Origin of the sequence: Paenibacillus sp. NPDC101420, assembly GCF_050277435.1 — a bacterium.
Lineage (GTDB): Bacteria > Bacillota > Bacilli > Paenibacillales > Paenibacillaceae > Paenibacillus_AQ.
Window position 1 is genome coordinate 253,295 of sequence record NZ_JBNNSE010000004.1, and the last position, 19,912, is coordinate 273,206.

Annotated in this window: 18 protein-coding genes and 1 riboswitch; of the genes, 8 read left to right on the forward strand and 10 right to left on the reverse strand. The window is 44.9% G+C overall.

What is annotated here, in order from left to right; all coding sequences use genetic code 11:
- Nucleotides 1-1,239 (forward strand): L-lactate MFS transporter, encoded by a 1,239-nt coding sequence (locus ACQKMP_RS19015; protein ID WP_427470676.1) that lies wholly within the window; start codon nucleotides 1-3, stop codon nucleotides 1,237-1,239.
- A 97-nt stretch (nucleotides 1,240-1,336) separates the two neighbouring features.
- Here the strand turns inward: ACQKMP_RS19015 and ACQKMP_RS19020 are convergent, their stop codons facing one another.
- Nucleotides 1,337-1,876 carry a TetR/AcrR family transcriptional regulator gene (locus ACQKMP_RS19020; protein ID WP_379424900.1) on the reverse strand — a complete coding sequence of 180 codons (540 nt, stop codon included), beginning with the start codon at nucleotides 1,874-1,876 and terminating at the stop codon, nucleotides 1,337-1,339.
- 122 nt (nucleotides 1,877-1,998) lie between these two features.
- Between ACQKMP_RS19020 and ACQKMP_RS19025 the strand changes: the two genes are divergently transcribed.
- From ACQKMP_RS19025 to ACQKMP_RS19035, 3 genes are all read left to right on the forward strand, one after another.
- A complete protein-coding gene (locus tag ACQKMP_RS19025; RefSeq protein ID WP_379424901.1) occupies nucleotides 1,999-2,655 on the forward strand; it encodes a hypothetical protein in 657 nt (218 codons plus the stop codon).
- 160 nt (nucleotides 2,656-2,815) lie between these two features.
- Complete coding sequence (locus ACQKMP_RS19030) at nucleotides 2,816-3,424, forward strand: RNA polymerase sigma factor (protein ID WP_379424902.1); 609 nt, start codon at nucleotides 2,816-2,818, stop codon at nucleotides 3,422-3,424.
- Nucleotides 3,385-4,341 carry a hypothetical protein gene (locus ACQKMP_RS19035; RefSeq protein ID WP_427470449.1) on the forward strand — a complete coding sequence of 319 codons (957 nt, stop codon included), beginning with the start codon at nucleotides 3,385-3,387 and terminating at the stop codon, nucleotides 4,339-4,341. The genes ACQKMP_RS19030 and ACQKMP_RS19035 overlap by 40 nt, the downstream gene beginning before the upstream one ends.
- Nucleotides 4,342-4,743: 402 nt before the next feature.
- On the opposite strand, the gene odhB is transcribed toward ACQKMP_RS19035, so the two are convergent.
- Nucleotides 4,744-6,018, reverse strand: a complete 1,275-nt coding sequence (gene odhB, locus ACQKMP_RS19040) for a 2-oxoglutarate dehydrogenase complex dihydrolipoyllysine-residue succinyltransferase (protein ID WP_076299889.1) — start codon at nucleotides 6,016-6,018, stop codon at nucleotides 4,744-4,746.
- 52 nt (nucleotides 6,019-6,070) lie between these two features.
- Complete coding sequence (locus tag ACQKMP_RS19045) at nucleotides 6,071-8,938, reverse strand: 2-oxoglutarate dehydrogenase E1 component (RefSeq protein ID WP_042184285.1); 2,868 nt, start codon at nucleotides 8,936-8,938, stop codon at nucleotides 6,071-6,073.
- Between the two features lie 471 nt (nucleotides 8,939-9,409).
- A riboswitch (cyclic di-GMP riboswitch) is annotated at nucleotides 9,410-9,494 on the forward strand.
- A gap of 27 nt (nucleotides 9,495-9,521) precedes the next feature.
- Here ACQKMP_RS19045 and ACQKMP_RS19050 point away from each other — a divergent pair.
- The gene (locus ACQKMP_RS19050; protein WP_231573373.1) at nucleotides 9,522-9,677 is read left to right on the forward strand and encodes an anti-repressor SinI family protein; all 156 of its coding nucleotides are present in this window, start codon (nucleotides 9,522-9,524) and stop codon (nucleotides 9,675-9,677) included.
- A gap of 202 nt (nucleotides 9,678-9,879) precedes the next feature.
- Here ACQKMP_RS19050 and ACQKMP_RS19055 read toward each other — a convergent pair whose 3' ends face one another.
- From ACQKMP_RS19055 to ACQKMP_RS19085, 7 genes are all read right to left on the reverse strand, one after another.
- A complete protein-coding gene (locus ACQKMP_RS19055) occupies nucleotides 9,880-10,209 on the reverse strand; it encodes a helix-turn-helix domain-containing protein (protein WP_042131791.1) in 330 nt (109 codons plus the stop codon).
- 169 nt (nucleotides 10,210-10,378) lie between these two features.
- Nucleotides 10,379-10,984, reverse strand: coding sequence for a TasA family protein (locus tag ACQKMP_RS19060; RefSeq protein WP_042184288.1), 606 nt, complete (start codon nucleotides 10,982-10,984; stop codon nucleotides 10,379-10,381).
- 91 nt (nucleotides 10,985-11,075) lie between these two features.
- Nucleotides 11,076-11,663: a signal peptidase I SipW gene (gene sipW, locus ACQKMP_RS19065; protein WP_149646254.1), complete on the reverse strand. Its 588-nt coding sequence runs from the start codon at nucleotides 11,661-11,663 to the stop codon at nucleotides 11,076-11,078.
- 1 nt (nucleotide 11,664) lies between these two features.
- Nucleotides 11,665-12,939 (reverse strand): hypothetical protein, encoded by a 1,275-nt coding sequence (locus tag ACQKMP_RS19070; RefSeq protein ID WP_427470452.1) that lies wholly within the window; start codon nucleotides 12,937-12,939, stop codon nucleotides 11,665-11,667.
- A gap of 289 nt (nucleotides 12,940-13,228) precedes the next feature.
- On the reverse strand, nucleotides 13,229-14,206 hold the full coding sequence (locus ACQKMP_RS19075) for an aldo/keto reductase (RefSeq protein ID WP_042184293.1): 978 nt from the start codon (nucleotides 14,204-14,206) through the stop codon (nucleotides 13,229-13,231).
- Nucleotides 14,207-14,325: 119 nt separating this feature from the next.
- The gene (locus ACQKMP_RS19080) at nucleotides 14,326-14,889 is read right to left on the reverse strand and encodes a PadR family transcriptional regulator (protein WP_042184294.1); all 564 of its coding nucleotides are present in this window, start codon (nucleotides 14,887-14,889) and stop codon (nucleotides 14,326-14,328) included.
- A 5-nt stretch (nucleotides 14,890-14,894) separates the two neighbouring features.
- Entirely contained in the window at nucleotides 14,895-16,415 is a 1,521-nt protein-coding gene (locus ACQKMP_RS19085; protein ID WP_042184296.1) for an MDR family MFS transporter, read from the reverse strand.
- A gap of 377 nt (nucleotides 16,416-16,792) precedes the next feature.
- Here ACQKMP_RS19085 and ACQKMP_RS19090 point away from each other — a divergent pair, with 377 nt between their 5' ends.
- The 3 genes from ACQKMP_RS19090 to ACQKMP_RS19100 all read left to right on the forward strand — a co-directional run bounded on the left by ACQKMP_RS19090 (nucleotide 16,793) and on the right by ACQKMP_RS19100 (nucleotide 19,895).
- Nucleotides 16,793-17,065, forward strand: a complete 273-nt coding sequence (locus ACQKMP_RS19090; RefSeq protein ID WP_231573462.1) for a metal-sensitive transcriptional regulator — start codon at nucleotides 16,793-16,795, stop codon at nucleotides 17,063-17,065.
- 53 nt (nucleotides 17,066-17,118) lie between these two features.
- On the forward strand, nucleotides 17,119-17,319 hold the full coding sequence (copZ, locus tag ACQKMP_RS19095) for a copper chaperone CopZ (protein WP_042184300.1): 201 nt from the start codon (nucleotides 17,119-17,121) through the stop codon (nucleotides 17,317-17,319).
- A 113-nt stretch (nucleotides 17,320-17,432) separates the two neighbouring features.
- Nucleotides 17,433-19,895 (forward strand): heavy metal translocating P-type ATPase, encoded by a 2,463-nt coding sequence (locus tag ACQKMP_RS19100; protein WP_042184302.1) that lies wholly within the window; start codon nucleotides 17,433-17,435, stop codon nucleotides 19,893-19,895.
- The last annotated feature ends 17 nt before the right edge of the window (nucleotides 19,896-19,912 follow it).

Here is a 19,912-nt window from a genome sequence, read left to right on the forward strand (position 1 = left end):
ATGGACAACAAAAACGCCAAACGGTGGCTTATCGTATTAGGAACAGTAATTATGCAAATGGGTCTAGGTACCATTTATACATGGAGCTTGTTCAATGCACATCTGGTAACAAAATTCGGCTGGGAGCTTAATTCTGTTTCGATTACGTTTTCGATCACGAGCTTTGCACTCGCTTTTGCGACTTTGTTCGCAGGGAAATTGCAGGATCGTTTTGGTCTTCGCCGGTTAACTGCCGCCGCAGGGATTGTGCTTGGTCTAGGATTGATTCTTAGCTCTCAGGCGAATTCGCTTCTAATGTTCTATGTATTGGCTGGTGTAATCGTTGGTTTTGCAGACGGAACAGCATATATCACTTCATTATCTAACTTAATTAAATGGTTTCCGAATAATAAAGGCTTAATCTCCGGTGTGTCCGTGGGTGCTTACGGAACGGGGAGCTTGATTTTTAAATATATCAATGGTAGTTTGATCGACTCGGTGGGTGTGTCTAATACGTTTATGTATTGGGGCATGATTGTTATGGTGATGATTGTAATCGGTTCCTTACTCGTCAGAGAAGCTCCAGTACAAGCGGCATCACTGGATGCAGCAGCAACATCGACTATCGCTAAACCAAAAGACTACACGGTAAAAGAAATGCTACGCACGAAAGAAGCTTATCTGTTGTTCATTATTTTCTTTACCGCTTGTATGTGTGGTTTGTATTTGATCGGTATTGTAAAAGACATCGGTGTGCAGCTGGCTGGACTTGATGTACAGACGGCAGCTAATGCCGTAGCGATGATCGCAATTTTTAATACAGCAGGACGTTTGATCTTGGGTGCCTTGTCTGACAAAATGAGCCGTTTGAAGCTGGTAGGCGCTTCGCTTGCAGTAACGGCAGCCGCTATGTTGACCCTTAGCTATGCGACGCTTAATTTCGGACTGTTCTTCACTTGTGTAGCTGCCATTGCATTCTGCTTCGGGGGTAACATTACAGTGTTCCCGGCGATTGTCAGTGACTTCTTTGGTCTTAAGAATCATAGTAAGAACTATGGAATCGTATATCAAGGTTTCGGTATTGGAGCCCTTTCAGGTTCGTTCATCGCCGTCTTCCTGGGCGGGTTTAAACCTACTTTCGTGATCTTTGGTCTCCTGTGTCTGCTGGCCTGTATCATCGCAATTACGCTAAAACCGCCGGTGGAGAAAGCGAAAGAGAAGAAAGCGCTTCGGCTCAAAGCTACAGAACGGACGGCTTAACCTTATCAAGTGCACCTCTTAGAATAGACATTGGAACAGCCTCCGGGTAAATCTAATGTCATTCTAAGGGGTGCATTTTTTGAGCTGACTATTAAGATTATCTGAAGTATCTTCCTGTAATAATTTGCTCCACTAGCATTGAAATTTCTGTAGGACTGTCAGAGGCGTTATTTTTGATATAGCGAGCAATCACTTCAACTAGTGCACCTGATATAAAGGCCATAGCATATTCTTGATCTTCGCGCTGTGGTGCATTTATGATGTTTCCAAATTGAATCAGATACTGCTCAAATTTATGGATCATAATATAGTTCAGATTATTTCTTACAAGTAAACTAATAAAATTCTTTTTACTAATAAGATAGGAAATAGCTGAATTACATACCTCGCTGACAGTGGTTTCTTTTGTTTCTTCGAATGGTTGTACATAGTCAGCAAACAGCTTGTCAAAATATAATTCAATAACCTGTTCCTTCGATTTAAACAATGAATAAAAGGTTTGTCTTGAAACAAGTGCCTTATCGCATAGTTCTTTAATATTTATTTTGGAAAATTCTTTATTCTCCATGAGTAAGAGGAGCGCGTCCGTAATCATTTTTTGGGACTGTAAGGCAATCGGATTGTTTCTTGTATACATTGACAGATTCTCCTTTATGTCTAACTTATTCGAATAACATTGACAGGTGTAAAGGCTATCTCTATTATAAATTAACGTTGACACCTGTCAATGCTAATTAGATAAAGGAGGAAGCAATTCTGATGGAATTATTCTTAACGTTATTAAGTGGGATAGGATGGATTATCGTATACGAAGAATGTATACGACTTGGCTTTAAGCATAAATCATACGCTATGCCACTTTTTGCCTTGGGGCTTAACTTTGCATGGGAAGCCATTTATGGATACTCGGATCTATTTTTAGAGGCACATGGCCCTAATCCCGGGATTCAAGCATACGTTAATGCATCATGGGCTTTTCTAGATATTATTATTCTCGTTACCTTTTACAAGTATGGAAAGAAAGAATGGCCACAAGCACTAAGCAAAAAGTTATTTGCACCATGGCTGCTATTGGTTTTAGTGTGCTGCTTTGCGTTACAGTTGGTGTTCATAGAAGAATTTGGATTCGTAATGGGAGCTCAGTATTCCGCATTTTTACAAAATCTTTTGATGTCCATTATGTTTATCGGGATGTTCGTTAAACGAGGTAGTATGGAAGGACAGTCATTACTGCTAGCATACGCAAAATGGATTGGTACTCTTGCTCCTACAATTTTAATGGGAGTTATAAACTATAATCCCTTGGTTCTTGTATGTGGTATTTTCTGTACCATATTCGATGTTATATATATTGTATTACTTACACGTACCAGGAAAAATATAGGGGGTTATCACCCTATGCGAGCATCGCGATGAAAAAGTTGTAGCTGAAATCGTAGCATTTCATAGATATACTGAAAAGGCATCTGATCATTATCAGATGCCTTTTCTTTTTTTGTATCGCAACGTTAAAAAAACTTCGAGCAGGCACTTTTTTCGCTGCCCAAGTGTTATAGAAGATATAAAGGTTAAGGAGGTGCTTACATCGCCACAGGATTCGCTAGACCCAAAGGAGCTGGAAGAGTTAATCATTAGTATTCAAAAGGGGAATATCGAACGGTATGCTTTTATCGTTAGAGCTTTCCAAACGCCAATCTACCGCTATTGCTATCGTTTGTTAGAAAACAAGCAGGATGCGGAGGACGCAGTTCAGGATATTTTGGTAAAAGGCTATCAATCTATCCATCAATACAAGCCGCAGATGCATTTCTCGGCATGGCTCTATCGAATCGCGTATCATCATTGCTTAAACCTGCTACGCAGACGGCGTTTGCAAAAGCGAGTCATGAGTATCTTCAAGCCTGATTTTATGTCTGCAAGTCCTGAACAAGAGCTGGATGATCGGTTGTTTAATCCCTCATTGTCAGCCGCTTTAGCACAGTTGTCGCTGGAAGAGAGGAATATGCTTATTCTGCGGGTGTTCGAGGAAAAAACTTATGCGGAGATAAGCGAAATTCTTGGGGTCAGTCCCAATGCACTGACGAAGAGAATGAACCGGATCAAGCGGAAGGTGCAGGAAGATATGAAATTGGAGGAGGAGATCAGATGGAACGAACCACAATCAGCGATGAATACCAAAATATAATTTATGCCTCAGCCGGGAATGAACTTCTGGGTGAGATCGATGTAGAAGAGAAGGTTATGGGACATATCCGTGGCATATCAGATCGAAAGCGATCGTTCTCGCTCTCGCTGAAGACGATGAATAAAACAACGGCAGTTGCCAGTATGTTAGCTTTGTTCCTGATGATCTCAGTGACAGCGTATGCTGCATCGGAATATATACAGATCCGCAATAGTGAAGGCGTAGTAAAGGTTCAGCATGTTGCGCCGAATGAATCTGCAGGAGTAGCCTCCTATGATAAGTATGCACAGAAAGTAGATGCTTTCGATAAACCGGGAGAATTGATCGCCTATCTTGTGAACAATAATGCAGGTGCAACAGAATTGTCTTTTAAGTATAAAGAGCAGCGGATAGGCGCATATTCTGATTTCTTGAAGGAAATCAAACGGACAGGGGCGCCGATGCTTCCTGCATTGGCAGCAGGGTATGCTTTTGAATATGGGGTTATAAACCCTAATCATCCGACTACGGATGCGGAGAAGAACAGTTCTCTATATCAGGAGACGTTACAAGATCTTACTGCCCAAGCCAATAAAGAGAAGGGGAGCGGTAAGTTATTCATGATGGCTATACCGTGGTCGGAGCCCGGTTGGATAAGCGCTACTTATTCCAAGGATAACGCTTATATAGGTATCTCTGCATCGATCATGCATGGTGGCAAAATGTTTGTGGAGCAAGAACCGGAGAATCAAGCGGATAAGATTTTGGTGGCAGGCACAGAAGTGATCTATAACAAAGTAGTGAAGGAAGAGGTCAGCTACGATTATCTGAATTGGTATAACGAGAAGCAGGATGCGTTTTATACACTCAGCAGCTACGGAGATAAGATTTTGAGTAAGGAGCAATTTTTACAGTTGGCTGGGGAGCTGTTGAAGTAGATTCTTATAGTCTTGTAGTTGCATGCGCTAAGTTAGTTGTACTATATACAATTAAAGTTAACTAATACGTTTATATAAGCCCTGTAGTTGTATTTAATACAGCTATTACTGGTTAGATTAGTGGAAATAAACGTTTTTACGGATTTTAGTTGTAGAGAATGCAATTAAGGAAGAGGATATGGGAGATCAGAAATAAATAAGTGTATAAAATACAGTTAGATCATATGCAAGGTAGGAAGCATCCCCGACAACGCCGGACTTTCTAACCTAGGGATTCATGATTCACCTTGTACTTATGAAATACTTCATCTCAAAGTTGATTCAGATATAAAAGAAGGTATCCCTAATGCGAAGCTTTAGGGATACCCTCTTTATATTCTTAAGTCGAAAGATCGATCGGGGTTAGCCTTCCAGCAGCAGTGCTTCTGGATCTTCCAGCAATTCCTTCACTTTGACAAGGAAGCTAACCGCTTCAGAGCCGTCAACGATCCGGTGATCGTAGGAAAGGGCGATATACATCATTGGACGGTTAACGGTTCTTTCTTCGTCCAGCGCAATTGGACGCAATTGAATCTTATGCATCCCTAGAATACCTACTTGAGGGGTATTCAGAATCGGGGTGGATAATAGGGAACCGAATACACCGCCGTTGGTGATAGTGAACGTACCGCCTTGAAGCTCGGAGAGACTAAGTGTATTAGCGCGTGCCTTGGAAGCGAGTTCGCCAATCTGACGTTCGATTTCCGGGAAACTGAGGCGATCTGCGTCACGGACAACCGGAACCACCAGACCTTCCTTAGCCGCAACGGCAATACCGATATCGTAGAATTTCTTAACGACCAGATCTTCACCGTCAATCTCTGCGTTCAGCAGAGGGTAGGTCTTCAGCGCACCGATCACGGCTTTGGTGAAGAAGGACATGAAGCCTAGTCCTACTTCATGCTTCTCTTTAAAAGCATCCTTGCGACGCTTGCGGATGTCGAGGATCGCTGTCATGTCCACCTCGTTGAAGGTGGTCAGCATGGCCGCGGTCTGCTGCGCTTCTACCAAGCGGCTGGCAATCGTGAGCCGTCTGCGCGACATGCGCTTGCGCTCCACGTTCTTGCCATCCTCCGGCGCGGCTTTGCTCGCTGCCGGCTTCGCTGGCTCCGGCTTGGCTTGTGCCGCCGGAGCTACCGGTGCAGCGGCCTGTGGCGCTGCTGCACCATGACCCGACACATCGGCCTGACCAATCCGGCCGATAGGATCACGGGCGCTAACATCGCCGAGGTCGATGCCGCGCTCCCGTGCCAGCTTGCGTGCGCCCGGCGATGCCAGTGCAGCGGGGCTTTCGCCACCCGCTACAGCGACTTCGGGCGCTGCTACAGGTGCGGCTGCTGCGCTGCCGCTTGCCGGTGCCGCTTCAGGCGCTTTGCTCTCAGCGGCCTGCGGCGTACTGCCGCTAGCGGCTCCAATGATGCCGATGGCTTCGCCAACGGCTACGTTCTCGCCCGCTTGACGTAGGATGGAGGAGATGACACCCTCCACCTCCGCACTAATTTCTAAATTGACTTTATCCGTTTCTAACTCAGCAAGCACATCACCTTGACCTACCGTGTCGCCTTCTTTAACCAGCCATTTGTAGATGGTTCCTTCGGATATAGATTCTCCCAGATCGGGTACTAAGATTTCTGACACAGGCCGTTACCTCCCCAAACATAATGGTTTACGCTATTGTGATACCGTCCTCTTAAGAGGACGGTACAGCTGTTTGTACTTGTGAATTTGCTTTTAGGGCCTCTGAAACAATTCTACGCTGTTCAAAGCTATGAACATCTGCATAACCACTTGCAGGACTGGAACGTTCAGGACGTCCGATATATCTCACGCTAGTGTTTTGCGGTGCGATGGCCCGTAACCGAGGTTCGGTATAACTCCATCCGCCCATATTCTTCGGCTCTTCTTGCACCCAGACAATTTCCTGAAGGGATGTGAAGGAGCTTAAGTGAGCACTCAGTTCATGTTCTGGGAACGGATAGAGTTGCTCTAAGCGCAGTACATGTAGCCACGACCAATCTTTGTCTGAAGCAGCTTCTAGCTCTGTTTGGATGTCGATAGCTACTTTACCGCTGCAGACTACTAGACGTTTGACCTCCCCTGGCTTCTGGCCTAGTAGGGGCTCTGCTAACACAGGCTGGAATTGTCCGGAGGCGAGCTCAGTTCCGGCAGATGTGCTGCGCGGATTACGAATGAGACTCTTCGGTGTCATAATCACCAGTGGTTTAGCGTCTTCCTGTCCACATAAAGCAGCTTGGCGTCGCAAGACATGGAAATATTGAGAAGCAGTGGTCAAGTTAGCAACGGTCCAGTTCTCTTCCGCGGATAACTGTAGGAAGCGTTCCAATCTACCACTGGAATGCTCGGGTCCCTGTCCCTCGTAGCCATGCGGTAACATGACGACGAGATTGCTGCGCTGCGTCCATTTCGCACGTCCAGCGGCAATGAACTGATCAAATATAACCTGACCTGCATTGGCGAAGTCGCCATATTGTGCTTCCCAGATGACGAAGGTTTCTGGTGCGAACACATTATAACCATACTCAAAGCCTAACACAGAAGCTTCAGATAGCGGACTGTTATATACGCCAAAGGAAGCGCGAGAATTACTTAGCTGATGAAGCGGAGAGAATAATTCTCCTGTCTTGCTGTCGTGCAGCACCAGATGGCGGTGTGCGAAGGTGCCGCGCTGTGCATCCTGACCGCTAAGTCGAATTGGCGTTCCATCCTTCAGGATGGTTGCGAAGGCTAGGGACTCAGCGAGTGCCCAGTCGACCTTTTCACCCTCATTCAGCGCGTCCTTGCGACGCTGCAGAATTCGCTCCAGTTTCGGATAGACTTGGAATCCATCAGGTACGCTCAGTAGCTCACGATTAATCTCTTGCAGACTGGAGATCGGTACGGCTGTAGTGCCTGCCGCTGAGCGATCTGTATGAAGAGGAATGAAGGCTTTTGGTTCTTTTTTCTTATGATTGCCTTCCTTCATACTATCGTACGCACGTTGCAATACGCCTTCTGTTTCAACGTGCATCTTTTGTACATCTTCAGCTGTAAGAATTTTTTCACGCTGTAGCCGCTCCGCATACACCTTGTAAACGGTTGGATGATTGCGTACCTTACCGTACACGATAGGTTGTGTAGTTTCAGGATCATCCATTTCGTTATGTCCATGACGACGATAGCCGATGAGATCAATAACGAAATCCTTTTTGAATTGATTGCGATATGCACTAGCTAAACGAACGGCTGATATACAGGCCTCAGGATCATCAGCATTGACATGGATAATTGGAATTTCATATCCTTTGGCGATGTCACTCGCATAATGCGTTGAACGGGAGTCTTCGCTTTCTGTCGTAAAGCCGATCCGGTTATTAACAATGATATGGATCGTCCCGCCATTCTGATAACCTTGAAGTTTGCCAATATTAAGTGTTTCTGCAACAATCCCTTCACCTGGAAAAGCAGCATCGCCATGCATCAGTACCGCCATAGCTTTACTGGTATCAATCTTCGGCAATCCGGCTGTGCTCCGATCTTCTTGAGCAGCACGAGTGAAGCCTTCCACGACAGGATTGACGAATTCCAAGTGACTTGGGTTATTCGCTAGTGTTATTCTTGTGCGTACGGTTTCTCCTTCACGGACAGCGCGATCTGCACCCAGATGGTATTTCACATCACCCGTCCAGCCATAGTTAATGCCTGTAGAGCCTTCGGAAGGGAAAAGCTCCTTGTTCGGAGAATGATGAAACTCTGAAAATATAATGTCATAAGGTTTGCCCAAAATATGTGCAAGAACGTTGAGGCGACCACGATGCGCCATGCCCATCAGAATATGCTCTGCGCCGTCATGCGCAGCAGCGCGTACGATTTCATCCAGCATCGGTACGAGTGCGTCATTGCCTTCCAAGCTGAAACGCTTCTGACCCACAAAGGTTTTGTGAAGGAAGGTTTCAAATTGCTCTACTTGGATCAGGCGGTTTAGCAGCTCTTTACGTTCTGCATTATTTAAAGGCGCTGGTGAGCTTGTGGATTCTGCCTGTCTGTTCAACCATTTCAGTTCTTGTTCTTCATGCACATGCCCGAATTCATAGGCGATTGTCTTGGTGTAAGCCTGACGCATACGCTGAACTGCATCCCATCCGGTATGCACATCATTCGGCGCATTCTCCCAAATGAGCGTGGCAGGTAGTGCGAGCAGATCCTCACGAGTCAGCTCATAGGTTTCGAGTTCAAGATATTTAGCCATGGGATTGTGATCGCGCTCAAGCGGATCAATATCAGCGGCCATATGGCCATATATACGAATATTAGCGATTAGCTTGGAAGCTCTTACTGCCTTTCTAAGCCATTCGGTGTCTCCCGAAATGCGAGGCTGTGGAGCCGGTTCGCTATCCGGTGTTAGGGGTGGGGGACCCGAATTTGTAAAAAGCTCGCGATAATTATTCTCTACGGTGGAAGGATCTTTCACAAACTGTTCATATCTTTCTTGAATGTAGCCTAAATTGGGTCCGTAATACTTACTCCAAATGGATTCGTTATAGGGCTCTTTGGCTGCCATGAATACATCCTCCTTAACGGATGAACTCCATACGTGACATTTTGTGTCAACGCTTACTGGAGCTGTGATGATTGCGGTTTCATTTCTCATCTTATTGTGCTACTTTCCACACGTGTAATCAATTCATTCTTTCGTCCAATACGTTCGCAAAATGGTATGGGTTAGCTTGTTCTAATGAAAAGAACGCTGTTTCTTCTCATTACCCATTCCTAAGGCCCACTAAAATGATTCTAATATCCTTATTTTTAACTAATAGGGAAGGAAGTATCATTATATTGGCTTAATTAATTTTATGAATGGGACGAGTATCGTGTTAATAGGACAAGATATCGCACAAAAGCGCTTCTATTTTTTGTTTTTTAATGGAAAAACTAATCAGAAATCGACACACTTTTCCACTTTAGTATAGTATAATGTTATTGCAGTTAGCGATTTTCATATATTTCAAAGTAGATCCTTTCGTGTAAAGGGTCCAGTAAAAGGTAAACCTGCCGAAAGACAGGGGCACAAAGTCGCGGGTCTAAGGTAGAAATACTATGACAGCCGGATTGCCTGGGGACGTAAAATCTTAGGAGGAGATTTTTTGGACAAGTCCAACCAGGGAAGCAACAGAGAACAGCAGGTCATTGATCTAGACGTTGAGTGGGTACATTTATTATTAGCAGCTAAGAAGGCTGGCATAAAGGCAGATGAAATTCGTCGATTCTTTCATGAGAAGACTGTGCAAGCCGTGCAGTAATACATTTAGTGCGTTATATTTTGAAAAAGGGCCCAGCAATAACTCGCTGGGCCCTTTTTCGGTATATAAGAAAGTATACAAGATAAATAGTCCTTATATTTTACTAGAATATAAAACGCCTTCGCGGTCCATGTTAGGAGGGCGAGGGCGCTTATGTTTAATAGTATGAGTAGAAGAGGATCTTATCAGGTCAGGTGGAATATTAATCCTTCTGATCAAGGCGCCATTTCTGGTAGTCCAGAAACTCCTTGAATTCGCGTTTGCTTATGCCTGAGGCCATAGCTTCCTGCACCAATCGGAACCATTCCGAATCTAAAGGTGACTCCTCAGCATCATTAGGTTCTCCATAGAGCAAAGCGTGGATGGATACCTGAAGCGCATCGGCGATCTTTTCGATAAACTGGATTGAAGGATTGGATTGGATGTTTCTCTCCACATTGCTAAGATACGACTTAGCAACATCCGCTCTGTCCGCAAGCTCAGATAGGGACAATCCCTTTTCTAGGCGGAGATGCTGGATACGTTGGCCCATATTTTGTGACACTATGCTGACGCCCCTCCGTAATTTTTGTTATTAGTATAGCAAATATCATTAAATTCGACAAAGTTTATTGTAAAGAGAAGAGCAGCATCTACTTATCCGCTTTCCGGAATCAGGATCTGCTGCTCTTCGAGTATTATATTAAATTATTCTATTAATCTTAGTAATCTTTTTTAGCACCTTGTTTAGCTACGAAATCCCATGTCAGGGTTATGCTATCGCCTTGGAAAATATTTTGATCTTGGTTATTTTCCACAAATTCGAATTGGACGGAGAAGCTGTCATTGGTGCCGGCTTTAATACCAGATGCTTCGGTGAAGAGTTGATCCCAACCAGTATTTTTTACGAGATCCGGATGTTGAGATTTTAAATCAGCAAGCGTAGTTTGATAGACTACATCTTCTGGAGAAACTACGGTTCCTTTATCGTTATTTCTAAGGAATTTGACCTTAATGAATTGGGCTAAATCCAGGTAGTTGTCACCTTTAGCATCCGTAATTTGAGTGGAAGTGTTCAGAATAATAGATCCGATATCGAGCGAACCATCGTTTTTCAATTTGAAGGATTTGGTTACAGTATCACCTGGTTTTAGGTTTGGAATATTTACGATAACTGAAGGGTCGGAGTTCAAATCGAGTGTACCTGCAGCAAATGTAGCAGTGCTTTGTGCAGTGTCACTAAAGTAAGCGAAGGTTCCTCCACCAATCAATGATAAACCCAGTGCTGCTGATGCTACGCCAAGACCCAATGTTTTTTTGATACCCATAATTAAAATTCCTCCTCGGTTTTGTGGTTTTTTTTATAAAAGTTATATATTGTAACTTCCGGTTCGTAAGCGGAAGCGGACAATCAACGAATTACTGTATTTCAGTTGGGGGTGGAGAGGCGGGCAGTATAGCAGCATTTTTCTTTTCGAGTGCAGCTACAGCCTTCCATGACGAATACAGAGCATAGAGCAGGAGCATCAAGCCTGGTACGATCATGAGCATGACACTTCCAGCTTTGGAAACTGCGAAATTCATAGCGTAACCTACGTAAGGTACGGTGACCCCGGTATACTCAGCTACAACATTCGTGGAACTGGTAGGGTTCATATCAGGCGCATCATTGTTATCGCCTTTCGTGCGATACATGGCTTCACCAGTAGCGTTGTTCATTGTTGCTTCTACAACACGGTGAGTAATGAGCAGGTTTTCTTCATTTCTAAAGGTGATCACATCGCCTTTTTTGAAGCGATTCATATCTCCTCCGGGTTTTAAAGCGACAATCGATCCGGTTTGAATCCCTGGTTCCATCGAACCTGAGAGTACCGATTTGATCTGGTATCCGAAGAAGGCAGGTTCACCGCCGGAGGCCTTTGATAAAACTACGGCTACCACCAGCAGAATGAATATCACAAGCATGATGCTCGATAATGTATTGTTGATCATTTTTTTAATCCGCATATTATTCGCCACCTTTAACTTGTTGAGGGTCCGAAGGGGCTGGTGTTGCTACCGGTGGGGAAGTGGTTGTATCTTCCGCTTTTGGCGCCTCCTGAGGAACCGCTTGCTGTGGTACATCTTTTGGAATCGTTAGCTCTTCACCAATTTCCGGAACGACCGGGTTAGTGGCTGGGGCTTCAGGCTGTTCTTTATTTATGTTCTCTGGAGCAGCTTCACCTGTCGGTGGAGTCACTTCCGATTTTGCTTTCTCCTCAGCTTCAGCTTTCGCTTTGTCCTCGGCTTCTTGCTTTTCTTTTTTCTCAAGTGCCAAACGTTCTTCTTCTTTCTTCGTTTGTTCCAGCGCCTCTAGTCGGGCTTTCTCAAGTGCTTCCAATTGTTGTTCACGGGTTTGACTGATCAATTGGAGCTGACTCTGAAGATTGCTGATTCCTGAAGTAGCCGATTCTTTAAGACCATTCATTTCAGTATTGAAATTTTCATAAGTGGAGGTAAGTTCGCTAGAGATATTGCCGGCCGGCTGACTAAAAGGAATCAGGAAAGGTAACGGCTGCTGAAACGCCTCGTTGCGTAACTCGGGTTGTCCATATACATCACTGGTCACTACCGAAGCAAATGGAAGCCCGATGTCGTGTATGGAGTTTAGATATTGGATGACTCCCTTTAAGGAAGCATTCAGGGATTCAGAGATTACACCGCTTTGATTCAGGCTGCTTTGCAGCTCTCTGAAGAATTGTTCATCCTTGATTTCTAGACAGTTTGAATCTAGAGAGGTCATATATCCTCCAATCTGGAATAGGACGGCTGCTGCTGCGTTCAGCTCACCATTGATTTCGTTCCAAATTTGGCTGTTGGTGGCCAGTTGCTCATTCACGCCATCGATTTGAGATTGAAGCGCGGAGATTTGTGTGGAAATCTCTTGCGCTGCGACATCAAGCTCATCCAGCGTCATGCCTTCTATTCCCGAAACGTCTGAGAGACTGCCTGAAGGGGTATAGCTTTGCAGCGATCCTTTTAAAGCAGTAGCTCTTTCGATATGATCTTTGAGTTCTGTTAGAAGCCCCTTGATCGAGTTTGGAAATACTTCGCAAAAGCTAATTGTGCTAGTGGTTTGCGTAGTAGCTCCAAAACCACCATAGGTACTACCCACTTGCTGTGAGGTAGTCAGAAACAAGACGGAGACAGCCATTCCTGATTGCAGAACACGTAATCCGATTTGATTCTTTCGTTTAGGTCTTCTTTTTGCTGATCTGGGTCTCAGAGGAATACCTCCCCTCAATGTCTTGAGTTTCTTTGGTTCGTTATTATTGTTCTTTATTGAGAACAACTTCTGTAATGAATAATACATGGAATAAATTGAAAAGAAAACTGTCAATAAGTCTCGTTTGTGCTCTATAAAGAACAAAAATGTTAATTTATCTCTATTTATCTCGGTTTATCGCTTGATATCTATTTTTATTCGCAATAGAGAACGATGCATAGGAGGGGGAAGTATTAAAAATAGCCTAATCATGCGAGAGGCACGATTAGGCTATTAAGAATTCTTGCGAGTTTAATTGTGGGCTTAGTTAGGGAAGACGAGTACCACGTGAACTAACATATAGGTCATACCATTCTTTACGAGTAAGCTCCAGCTTGTCCGCATCGGCGCAGGCAGCGATGCGCTGCGGATTCACAGTCCCAATCACAGGCTGAATAGCTGCCGGATGTGTCATTAGCCAGGATAGCACTATGGCTTCGGGTGTTGTTCCTTTTTCGTCTGCAAGTTGTTTAACCATGGCAGCTGTCTGGACGATATTCTCTGGTTGATCCTCTAATGAACGTCCGCTAAATAAGCCTTGTGCGAGTGGGCCCCAAGCTTGAAGCTGAATGTTCTCCATTCGACAATGTTCAAGGGTTCCTTCGGGAAAGGTAATATCCTTCCAAGGTTCACGGTTTACACTGATTCCAGCATCGACCCAGCTGAGCTTGGCTAGGCTCATGTGTAGCTGGTTTACGATAAAAGGTTCATCGCAATAGGCTTGCAGCATTTTGATCTGCGCTGCGCTCATATTGGAGACGCCGAAATGACGAACTTTACCTGTTGCCTTTAATTGATGCAAAGCAGAAGCTACTTCCTCTGGATCCATTAGGGGGTCAGGCCGATGGAGCAGCAGAATATCAATATACTCCGTTCCTAGTCGCGACAATATTCCTTCTACACTGCTTAGAATATGCTGGCTTGAGAAGTCAAAGACATTAGAGCTGTCTCCAGGCTCCATTAGCTTAATACCGCACTTCGATTGAATAATGATTTCTTCGCGGAGTCCTGGGCGTTCTTTAAAGATTTGACCGAATACCTTCTCTGCTTTACCACGGGTATAAATATCTGCGTGATCAAACATATTGATACCAATAGATAGTGCTGCGTCGACGGCCGCATGTCCTTGCTTAACATTCTCGGCGGTAATCGGTTCATGATCCCAGCCCCCACCAAATCCCATACAACCTAGAGCAATACGGCTGGCTGGTATACCGCGCTTGTTTAAAGGCAGCGTTCTCAACATTGTGATTCCTCCTAGGAAAATATGATTGCGTACACGTACATATTGTACACGCTTAGATTGTAGTATGGTATTTATTGTCTCTGCAAAAGCGAAAAAAAAGAGTAGAGGTCCTAAGGACTCTACTCTGTATTAAGTGGTGTTCCAATGTCATTCAACTTGCGTGCTACAACATCATCATAGAGACGTTGTAGCCATTTTAGTTCAATAAGGGTGTGTTCATAGGTACCGTACATGAGATGAAGGGCGGAACGAGGAACAATAGGAATATGTTCTTCATATACCTGATAAGCCAGATTCACCTGATGTTCGGTTTCCCGAATACGTTCTTCGAGCAGCTTCTCCACCTTGTTTTGATCAACATGACGGGACATGGCTAGAGCCATATACATCGGATGATAGAAGGGCTCGTTCTTTTTAATTTGCTGTAGAATTAACTGCTCGAATAAATTTTTACCTTGCTCAGTAATACCGTAAATGGTTTTGTCAGGGCGATCACTGCTGCTAATCACTTCTAAAGCTTCGATATAACCATCTTGTGCAAGTTTATCGACAGCATAGTAGAGAGACCCAAGCTGGAGCTTTGTAATCCGGTCCATGGAGCGCTCTTTCATGACTAGTGTAATTTCATAGGGATGCATGTTTCGTTCAAGCAATAGTCCGAGAATAGCCAATTTCATCGACATAATCGTTACCTTTTACCCTCGGACGCCTGAGCAGTTTTACTCGGAATGGTGAGGCGGTCTTTTGGCATAAGCAGCACAAAGACTAAACCAAGGACGGCAGGAATCATGGCCCACATAAAGGTATGTGCGATTGAAGAGGACAGTGCACTAGATATTTTCTCTAAAATTTCAGGTGGAATCTTGGCTCTTGCTTCAGGTGTCAGGGCTGCCCGTGGATCGCCGAAGGCTGCTGACTGCTCACTTCCGCCAAAAGCTTCGCTAATGCTGCTAGTGAAGTTGTTACGCTGAATAATACCGAAGATCGTAATCCCCAACGTCATCCCAAGCGAGCGCATAAAGGTACTTGTTGATGTTGCCGAACCGCGTTGGCGCATATCGAAATTATGGATAGCTGCCATGCTTAGCACGGAGAAGGAGAAGCCCACGCCGAATCCAGTTAAGGCCATGAATACATTAAGCATGAGACGGGAGGTATCTGGTGATAAAGTGCTTAGACTGTAGACGCCTGCTACAAAACAGACTGCGGATAGGATCATAATGTTGCGGAAGCTGGTTTTGGTTGTAAGTAGCCCACCGGTCTGACTGCCCACGACCGTACCGATCATCATCGGCATGAGGATCAGTCCAGAATTCGTAGCGGAGCCGCCAAATACGCCCTGTACAAAGATAGGAATGTAGATGGTGGCTACGATAAAGGCAGAGCCATAGAACAAGGCTGTCACACTACTTGTTGCAAACAACCGTTTACTGAACATCGCGAACGAGATAACAGGTTCAGCCGCCACTCTCTCAATGAGGATGAATGCCAGCAAGAGTACAGCGAAGCCGGCGAATAAGCCGAGAATGACACTGGAATCCCAAGCGTATTGATTGCCTCCCAGTTCTAGCGCAAACATTAGGCAGATAATGGCGCCGACGAGAGTGAAGGCTCCGCCCCAGTCGATGCGCTGTTTAGCGTGAGAGATCGATTCTTTGTAAGAAGTTGCAATCAGAAAAAGTGCAATAATTCCGAGCGGAAGGTTAATGTAGAATACCCATTGCCAGCCTACATAGTCGGTAATATATGCACCCAATAATGGTCCGAGTACACTGGAGATTCCGAAGACCGCTCCGAAAAGGCCGGTCAGCTTTCCTCTTTTTTCAGGAGGGAAAATGTCGAAAACGATGGTGAAGGCGATAGGCATTAGTGCACCGCCGCCGATTCCTTGAATTGCCCGGTAAATACTTAGTTGTGTAATACTGGTTGCAGTACCGCACAGTGCTGAGCCAATCAGGAATACAATCAGTCCGAACATGAAGAAACGTTTACGTCCATACATATCCGAGAGCTTGCCGAAGATAGGGGTTCCAGCCATTACCATGACCATATAGGCCGAAGTGACCCATACGATTTTGTCCAGACCGCCAAGGTCGGAAACAATGGTTCCCATAGCTGAAGCTACAATGGTATTGTCCATCGCGGACATCAGAATACCGAGCAGCAGGCCGATAACTACGAGTTTAAGATTACTTTCTTTAGTATGCATGCTTCGCAGGCTCCTTTTTCTAATAGTGATAAATCCGTTCAAAAAATGTTCATAGGTTAGAAGCAAAATTTATTATATTCAAATTTGAATAGGGTAGCAATAGTTTTTTTCAAATATAAGAAGTATAAGTTTCACACAATACTATATGTCTTATATTTCTCGCTTAAACGCTTACCGTCCTTATAAGGACACCGCAGGCGTTTAAGCTTGAAAAAATGGGATTTGGGGGATAGGAAATAAAGAACGCCTCTTGACATACCCTACGGGGGTATATTATATTATTGGCAAGGAGGCTGATTCTTATGTCTACTAGTAAGCAAGAACAAACTGAGAAATCCTGCGAAGCTGACTGTCATTCTTCAGCATCTGGAGAACGAATGAGTCATCATTCGACAGATTTCAAAAATGGTTTGAATACTCGCCTCAACCGGATTGAAGGCCAGATCCGCGGGATAAAGGGTATGATAGAGCGGGATACTTATTGTGACGATGTGCTCAATCAGCTCGCAGCGGTTCAAGCGGCACTAAACGGTGTTGGTAAGATGCTGCTGGAAGGGCATATGAAGAGTTGTATTATTGAACGAATCGAAGCCGGTGAACATGAGGTTATCGATGAGCTGCTAATTACGGTTAACAAATTAATGAAATAATAAGCTAATGCTCCTTGAGCATGGCTTCATAACATTTACTGGAGGTAATTATAATGTCGAACGCTACATTAAACGTTGAAGGAATGTCTTGTGGTCACTGTGTCAACTCTGTAGAGAAGGCTGTAGGTAATCTTGGAGCTACTGCTAAAGTTGATCTTGCTGCTAAAAAAGTTTCCGTTGAGTATGATGAGAACAAGGTGAGCCTTGGAGCTATTAAAGAAGCTATTGAAGAGCAAGGGTATGATGTAGTTTAATTTGAAGCAAAGTAATAAGGCTTGGAGCTGTATGGGAATGCCATAAGCTCCAATGCCTTTTCTTTTTATAGAAATTATCATACTCTATAGGGGTATGAGGAGGCTTTGGAATCATGGATAAGTTAAAAATAACAGCTTCACCCAATGAACAGCAAGCGACCGTACAGATTACAGGCATGACCTGTTCTGCTTGTGCAGCTCGAATTGAGAAAGGTTTGTCCCGGATGGAGGGTGTTTCTCGCGCAAATGTAAATTTAGCCTTGGAACAAGCCACTGTCGGATTCGATCCTTCTGTATCAGGGTTACCACAAATTGAAGATAAAATCCGCGCTCTTGGTTATGATACCGTCAAAGAGACCGCGGATTTTGATATATCAGGCATGACCTGCGCTGCATGCTCGGCGCGGATCGAAAAAGTGTTGAGTCGTACGCCGGGGATCGCAGCAGTGAATGTGAATTTAGCGCTGGAAACGGCACATGTAGAATATACTCCCGGTAATATTAGTCCAAGAGAGATCATGGAGAAGGTAAGCAATATCGGATATAAAGCTACTCTTAAAGAAGACCGCAAGGATCATGTGGATCGTCGTGTACAGGAAATTCAGCATAAGAAGTGGAAGTGGATCATTTCTGCTATTCTTTCTTTCCCATTGTTATGGGCGATGGCAGGTCATTTCTCATTCACAAGCTGGATTCCAACACCGGAGTTATTTATGAATCCTTGGTTTCAGCTTGTTCTGGCGACCCCCGTACAGTTTATCATCGGTTGGCAGTTCTACGTAGGCGCGTATAAAGCACTTCGTAACGGAAGTGCCAATATGGATGTGTTGGTCGTACTGGGGACATCAGCAGCGTATTTCTACAGTCTTTATCTGACGATTGATTCATTAAGTATGAAGGGAATGAATCATACCGCCCCAATGTATTATGAGACGAGTGCTGTACTCATCACGCTCATCCTCGTCGGTAAATGGTTCGAGGCGCTAGCCAAAGGACGTTCCTCTGACGCTATTAAGAGCTTAATGGGGCTTCAGGCAAAGACGGCTCTCGTGATCCGCGATGGGAAAGAAATGAATATTTCGACAGATGAAGTGATTCCCGGTGATATTGTATTGGTGAAGCCTGGAACAAAGGTGCCGGTGGATGGCGAGGTAGTAGAGGGTTCCTCTTCTGTGGACGAGTCTATGTTGACCGGAGAAAGTATTCCTGTAGAGAAAAAACCTGGAGATACCGTTATCGGTGCTACATTAAATAAGAATGGGATTTTAAGAATTAAAGCCAACAAAGTAGGAAGAGACACTGCTCTCGCTCAAATCATTAGAGTAGTGGAGGAGGCCCAAGGCTCCAAAGCGCCGATCCAGCGGATCGCGGATGTCATCTCAGGTATTTTTGTACCGATTGTTGTAGGCATTGCGATGATCACTTTCTTGGTCTGGTACTTCTGGGCAGCACCTGGTCAATTTGCCGATGCCCTTGAAAAAGCTATTGCGGTGCTCGTAATCGCTTGTCCATGTGCGTTAGGTCTTGCAACGCCGACCTCCATTATGGCGGGATCGGGCCGCGCTGCGGAGCTTGGTATTCTGTTCAAGGGTGGTGAGCATTTAGAAGGCGCACAAGGGATTAAGATCGTTGTTTTGGATAAGACAGGTACGGTTACAAATGGTAAGCCCGTGCTGACTGATATCGTGACTACCACTGGAATTGCCGCTTATGGTAAAGAAAGTGCAGAGAATCGTCTATTAGCTTTAACTGCGGCAGCCGAGAAATTATCAGAACATCCGCTTGCGGAAGCAATCGTAGCAGGAGCCGCTGACAGAGGTTTGATCTTACCCACCGCTGAACAGTTTGATAATGTACCTGGACGGGGAATTATGGCTGTTGTCTCCGATCAACAAGTTAGGGTGGGTACACGGCGTATGATGGAAGATCATCAATTGGACATCACAGAGTGGACCCCAGTCATGAAGAGACTGGAAGAGGCAGGAAAGACAGCTATGCTTGTAGCGGTGGACGATGATATTGCCGGGATTGTCGCTGTGGCGGATACGATTAAGCCAACCTCTAAAGCAGCTGTAGCTGCGCTTCATGCGATGGGCATAGAGGTCATTATGATTACAGGTGACAATAAAATCACCGCAGAAGCTATTGCGAAGCAAGCAGGTATTCGAAAAGTGTTAGCAGAGGTTCTACCCGAAGGCAAAGCGGAGGAAGTTCGTAAGCTGCAGCGGAATGGGACAAAGGTAGCTATGGTTGGGGATGGCATCAATGATGCTCCTGCACTGGCTACTGCAGATACGGGCATGGCGATTGGTACAGGGACGGATGTAGCAATGGAGGCTGCAGATATTACACTGATGCGGGGAGATCTGAAGAGCATACCCGATGCCATTATGATGAGCCGTAAAACGATGAGTAATATTAAGCAGAATTTGTTCTGGGCACTTGCATACAATACAATAGGTATACCGATTGCTGCACTCGGATTTCTGGCTCCATGGCTAGCTGGAGCTGCGATGGCATTCAGTTCTGTGTCCGTCGTCTTGAATGCACTTCGTTTGCAGCGGGTAAAGCTTTAAGAGAAACCTAACTATGT

Coding starts and splice junctions, on each gene's coding strand:
- ACQKMP_RS19090 (WP_231573462.1), top strand. CDS start 16,793: ATGAGTCATCATTCGACAGATTTCAAAAATGGTTTGAATACTCGCCTC.
- ACQKMP_RS19045 (WP_042184285.1), bottom strand. CDS start 8,938: ATGGCAGCCAAAGAGCCCTATAACGAATCCATTTGGAGTAAGTATTAC.
- ACQKMP_RS19035 (WP_427470449.1), top strand. CDS start 3,385: ATGGAACGAACCACAATCAGCGATGAATACCAAAATATAATTTATGCC.
- ACQKMP_RS19055 (WP_042131791.1), bottom strand. CDS start 10,209: ATGGGCCAACGTATCCAGCATCTCCGCCTAGAAAAGGGATTGTCCCTA.
- ACQKMP_RS19080 (WP_042184294.1), bottom strand. CDS start 14,889: ATGTCGATGAAATTGGCTATTCTCGGACTATTGCTTGAACGAAACATG.
- ACQKMP_RS19060 (WP_042184288.1), bottom strand. CDS start 10,984: ATGGGTATCAAAAAAACATTGGGTCTTGGCGTAGCATCAGCAGCACTG.
- ACQKMP_RS19100 (WP_042184302.1), top strand. CDS start 17,433: ATGGATAAGTTAAAAATAACAGCTTCACCCAATGAACAGCAAGCGACC.
- ACQKMP_RS19075 (WP_042184293.1), bottom strand. CDS start 14,206: ATGTTGAGAACGCTGCCTTTAAACAAGCGCGGTATACCAGCCAGCCGT.
- copZ (WP_042184300.1), top strand. CDS start 17,119: ATGTCGAACGCTACATTAAACGTTGAAGGAATGTCTTGTGGTCACTGT.
- ACQKMP_RS19020 (WP_379424900.1), bottom strand. CDS start 1,876: ATGTATACAAGAAACAATCCGATTGCCTTACAGTCCCAAAAAATGATT.
- ACQKMP_RS19085 (WP_042184296.1), bottom strand. CDS start 16,415: ATGCATACTAAAGAAAGTAATCTTAAACTCGTAGTTATCGGCCTGCTG.
- ACQKMP_RS19025 (WP_379424901.1), top strand. CDS start 1,999: ATGGAATTATTCTTAACGTTATTAAGTGGGATAGGATGGATTATCGTA.
- ACQKMP_RS19015 (WP_427470676.1), top strand. CDS start 1: ATGGACAACAAAAACGCCAAACGGTGGCTTATCGTATTAGGAACAGTA.
- sipW (WP_149646254.1), bottom strand. CDS start 11,663: ATGCGGATTAAAAAAATGATCAACAATACATTATCGAGCATCATGCTT.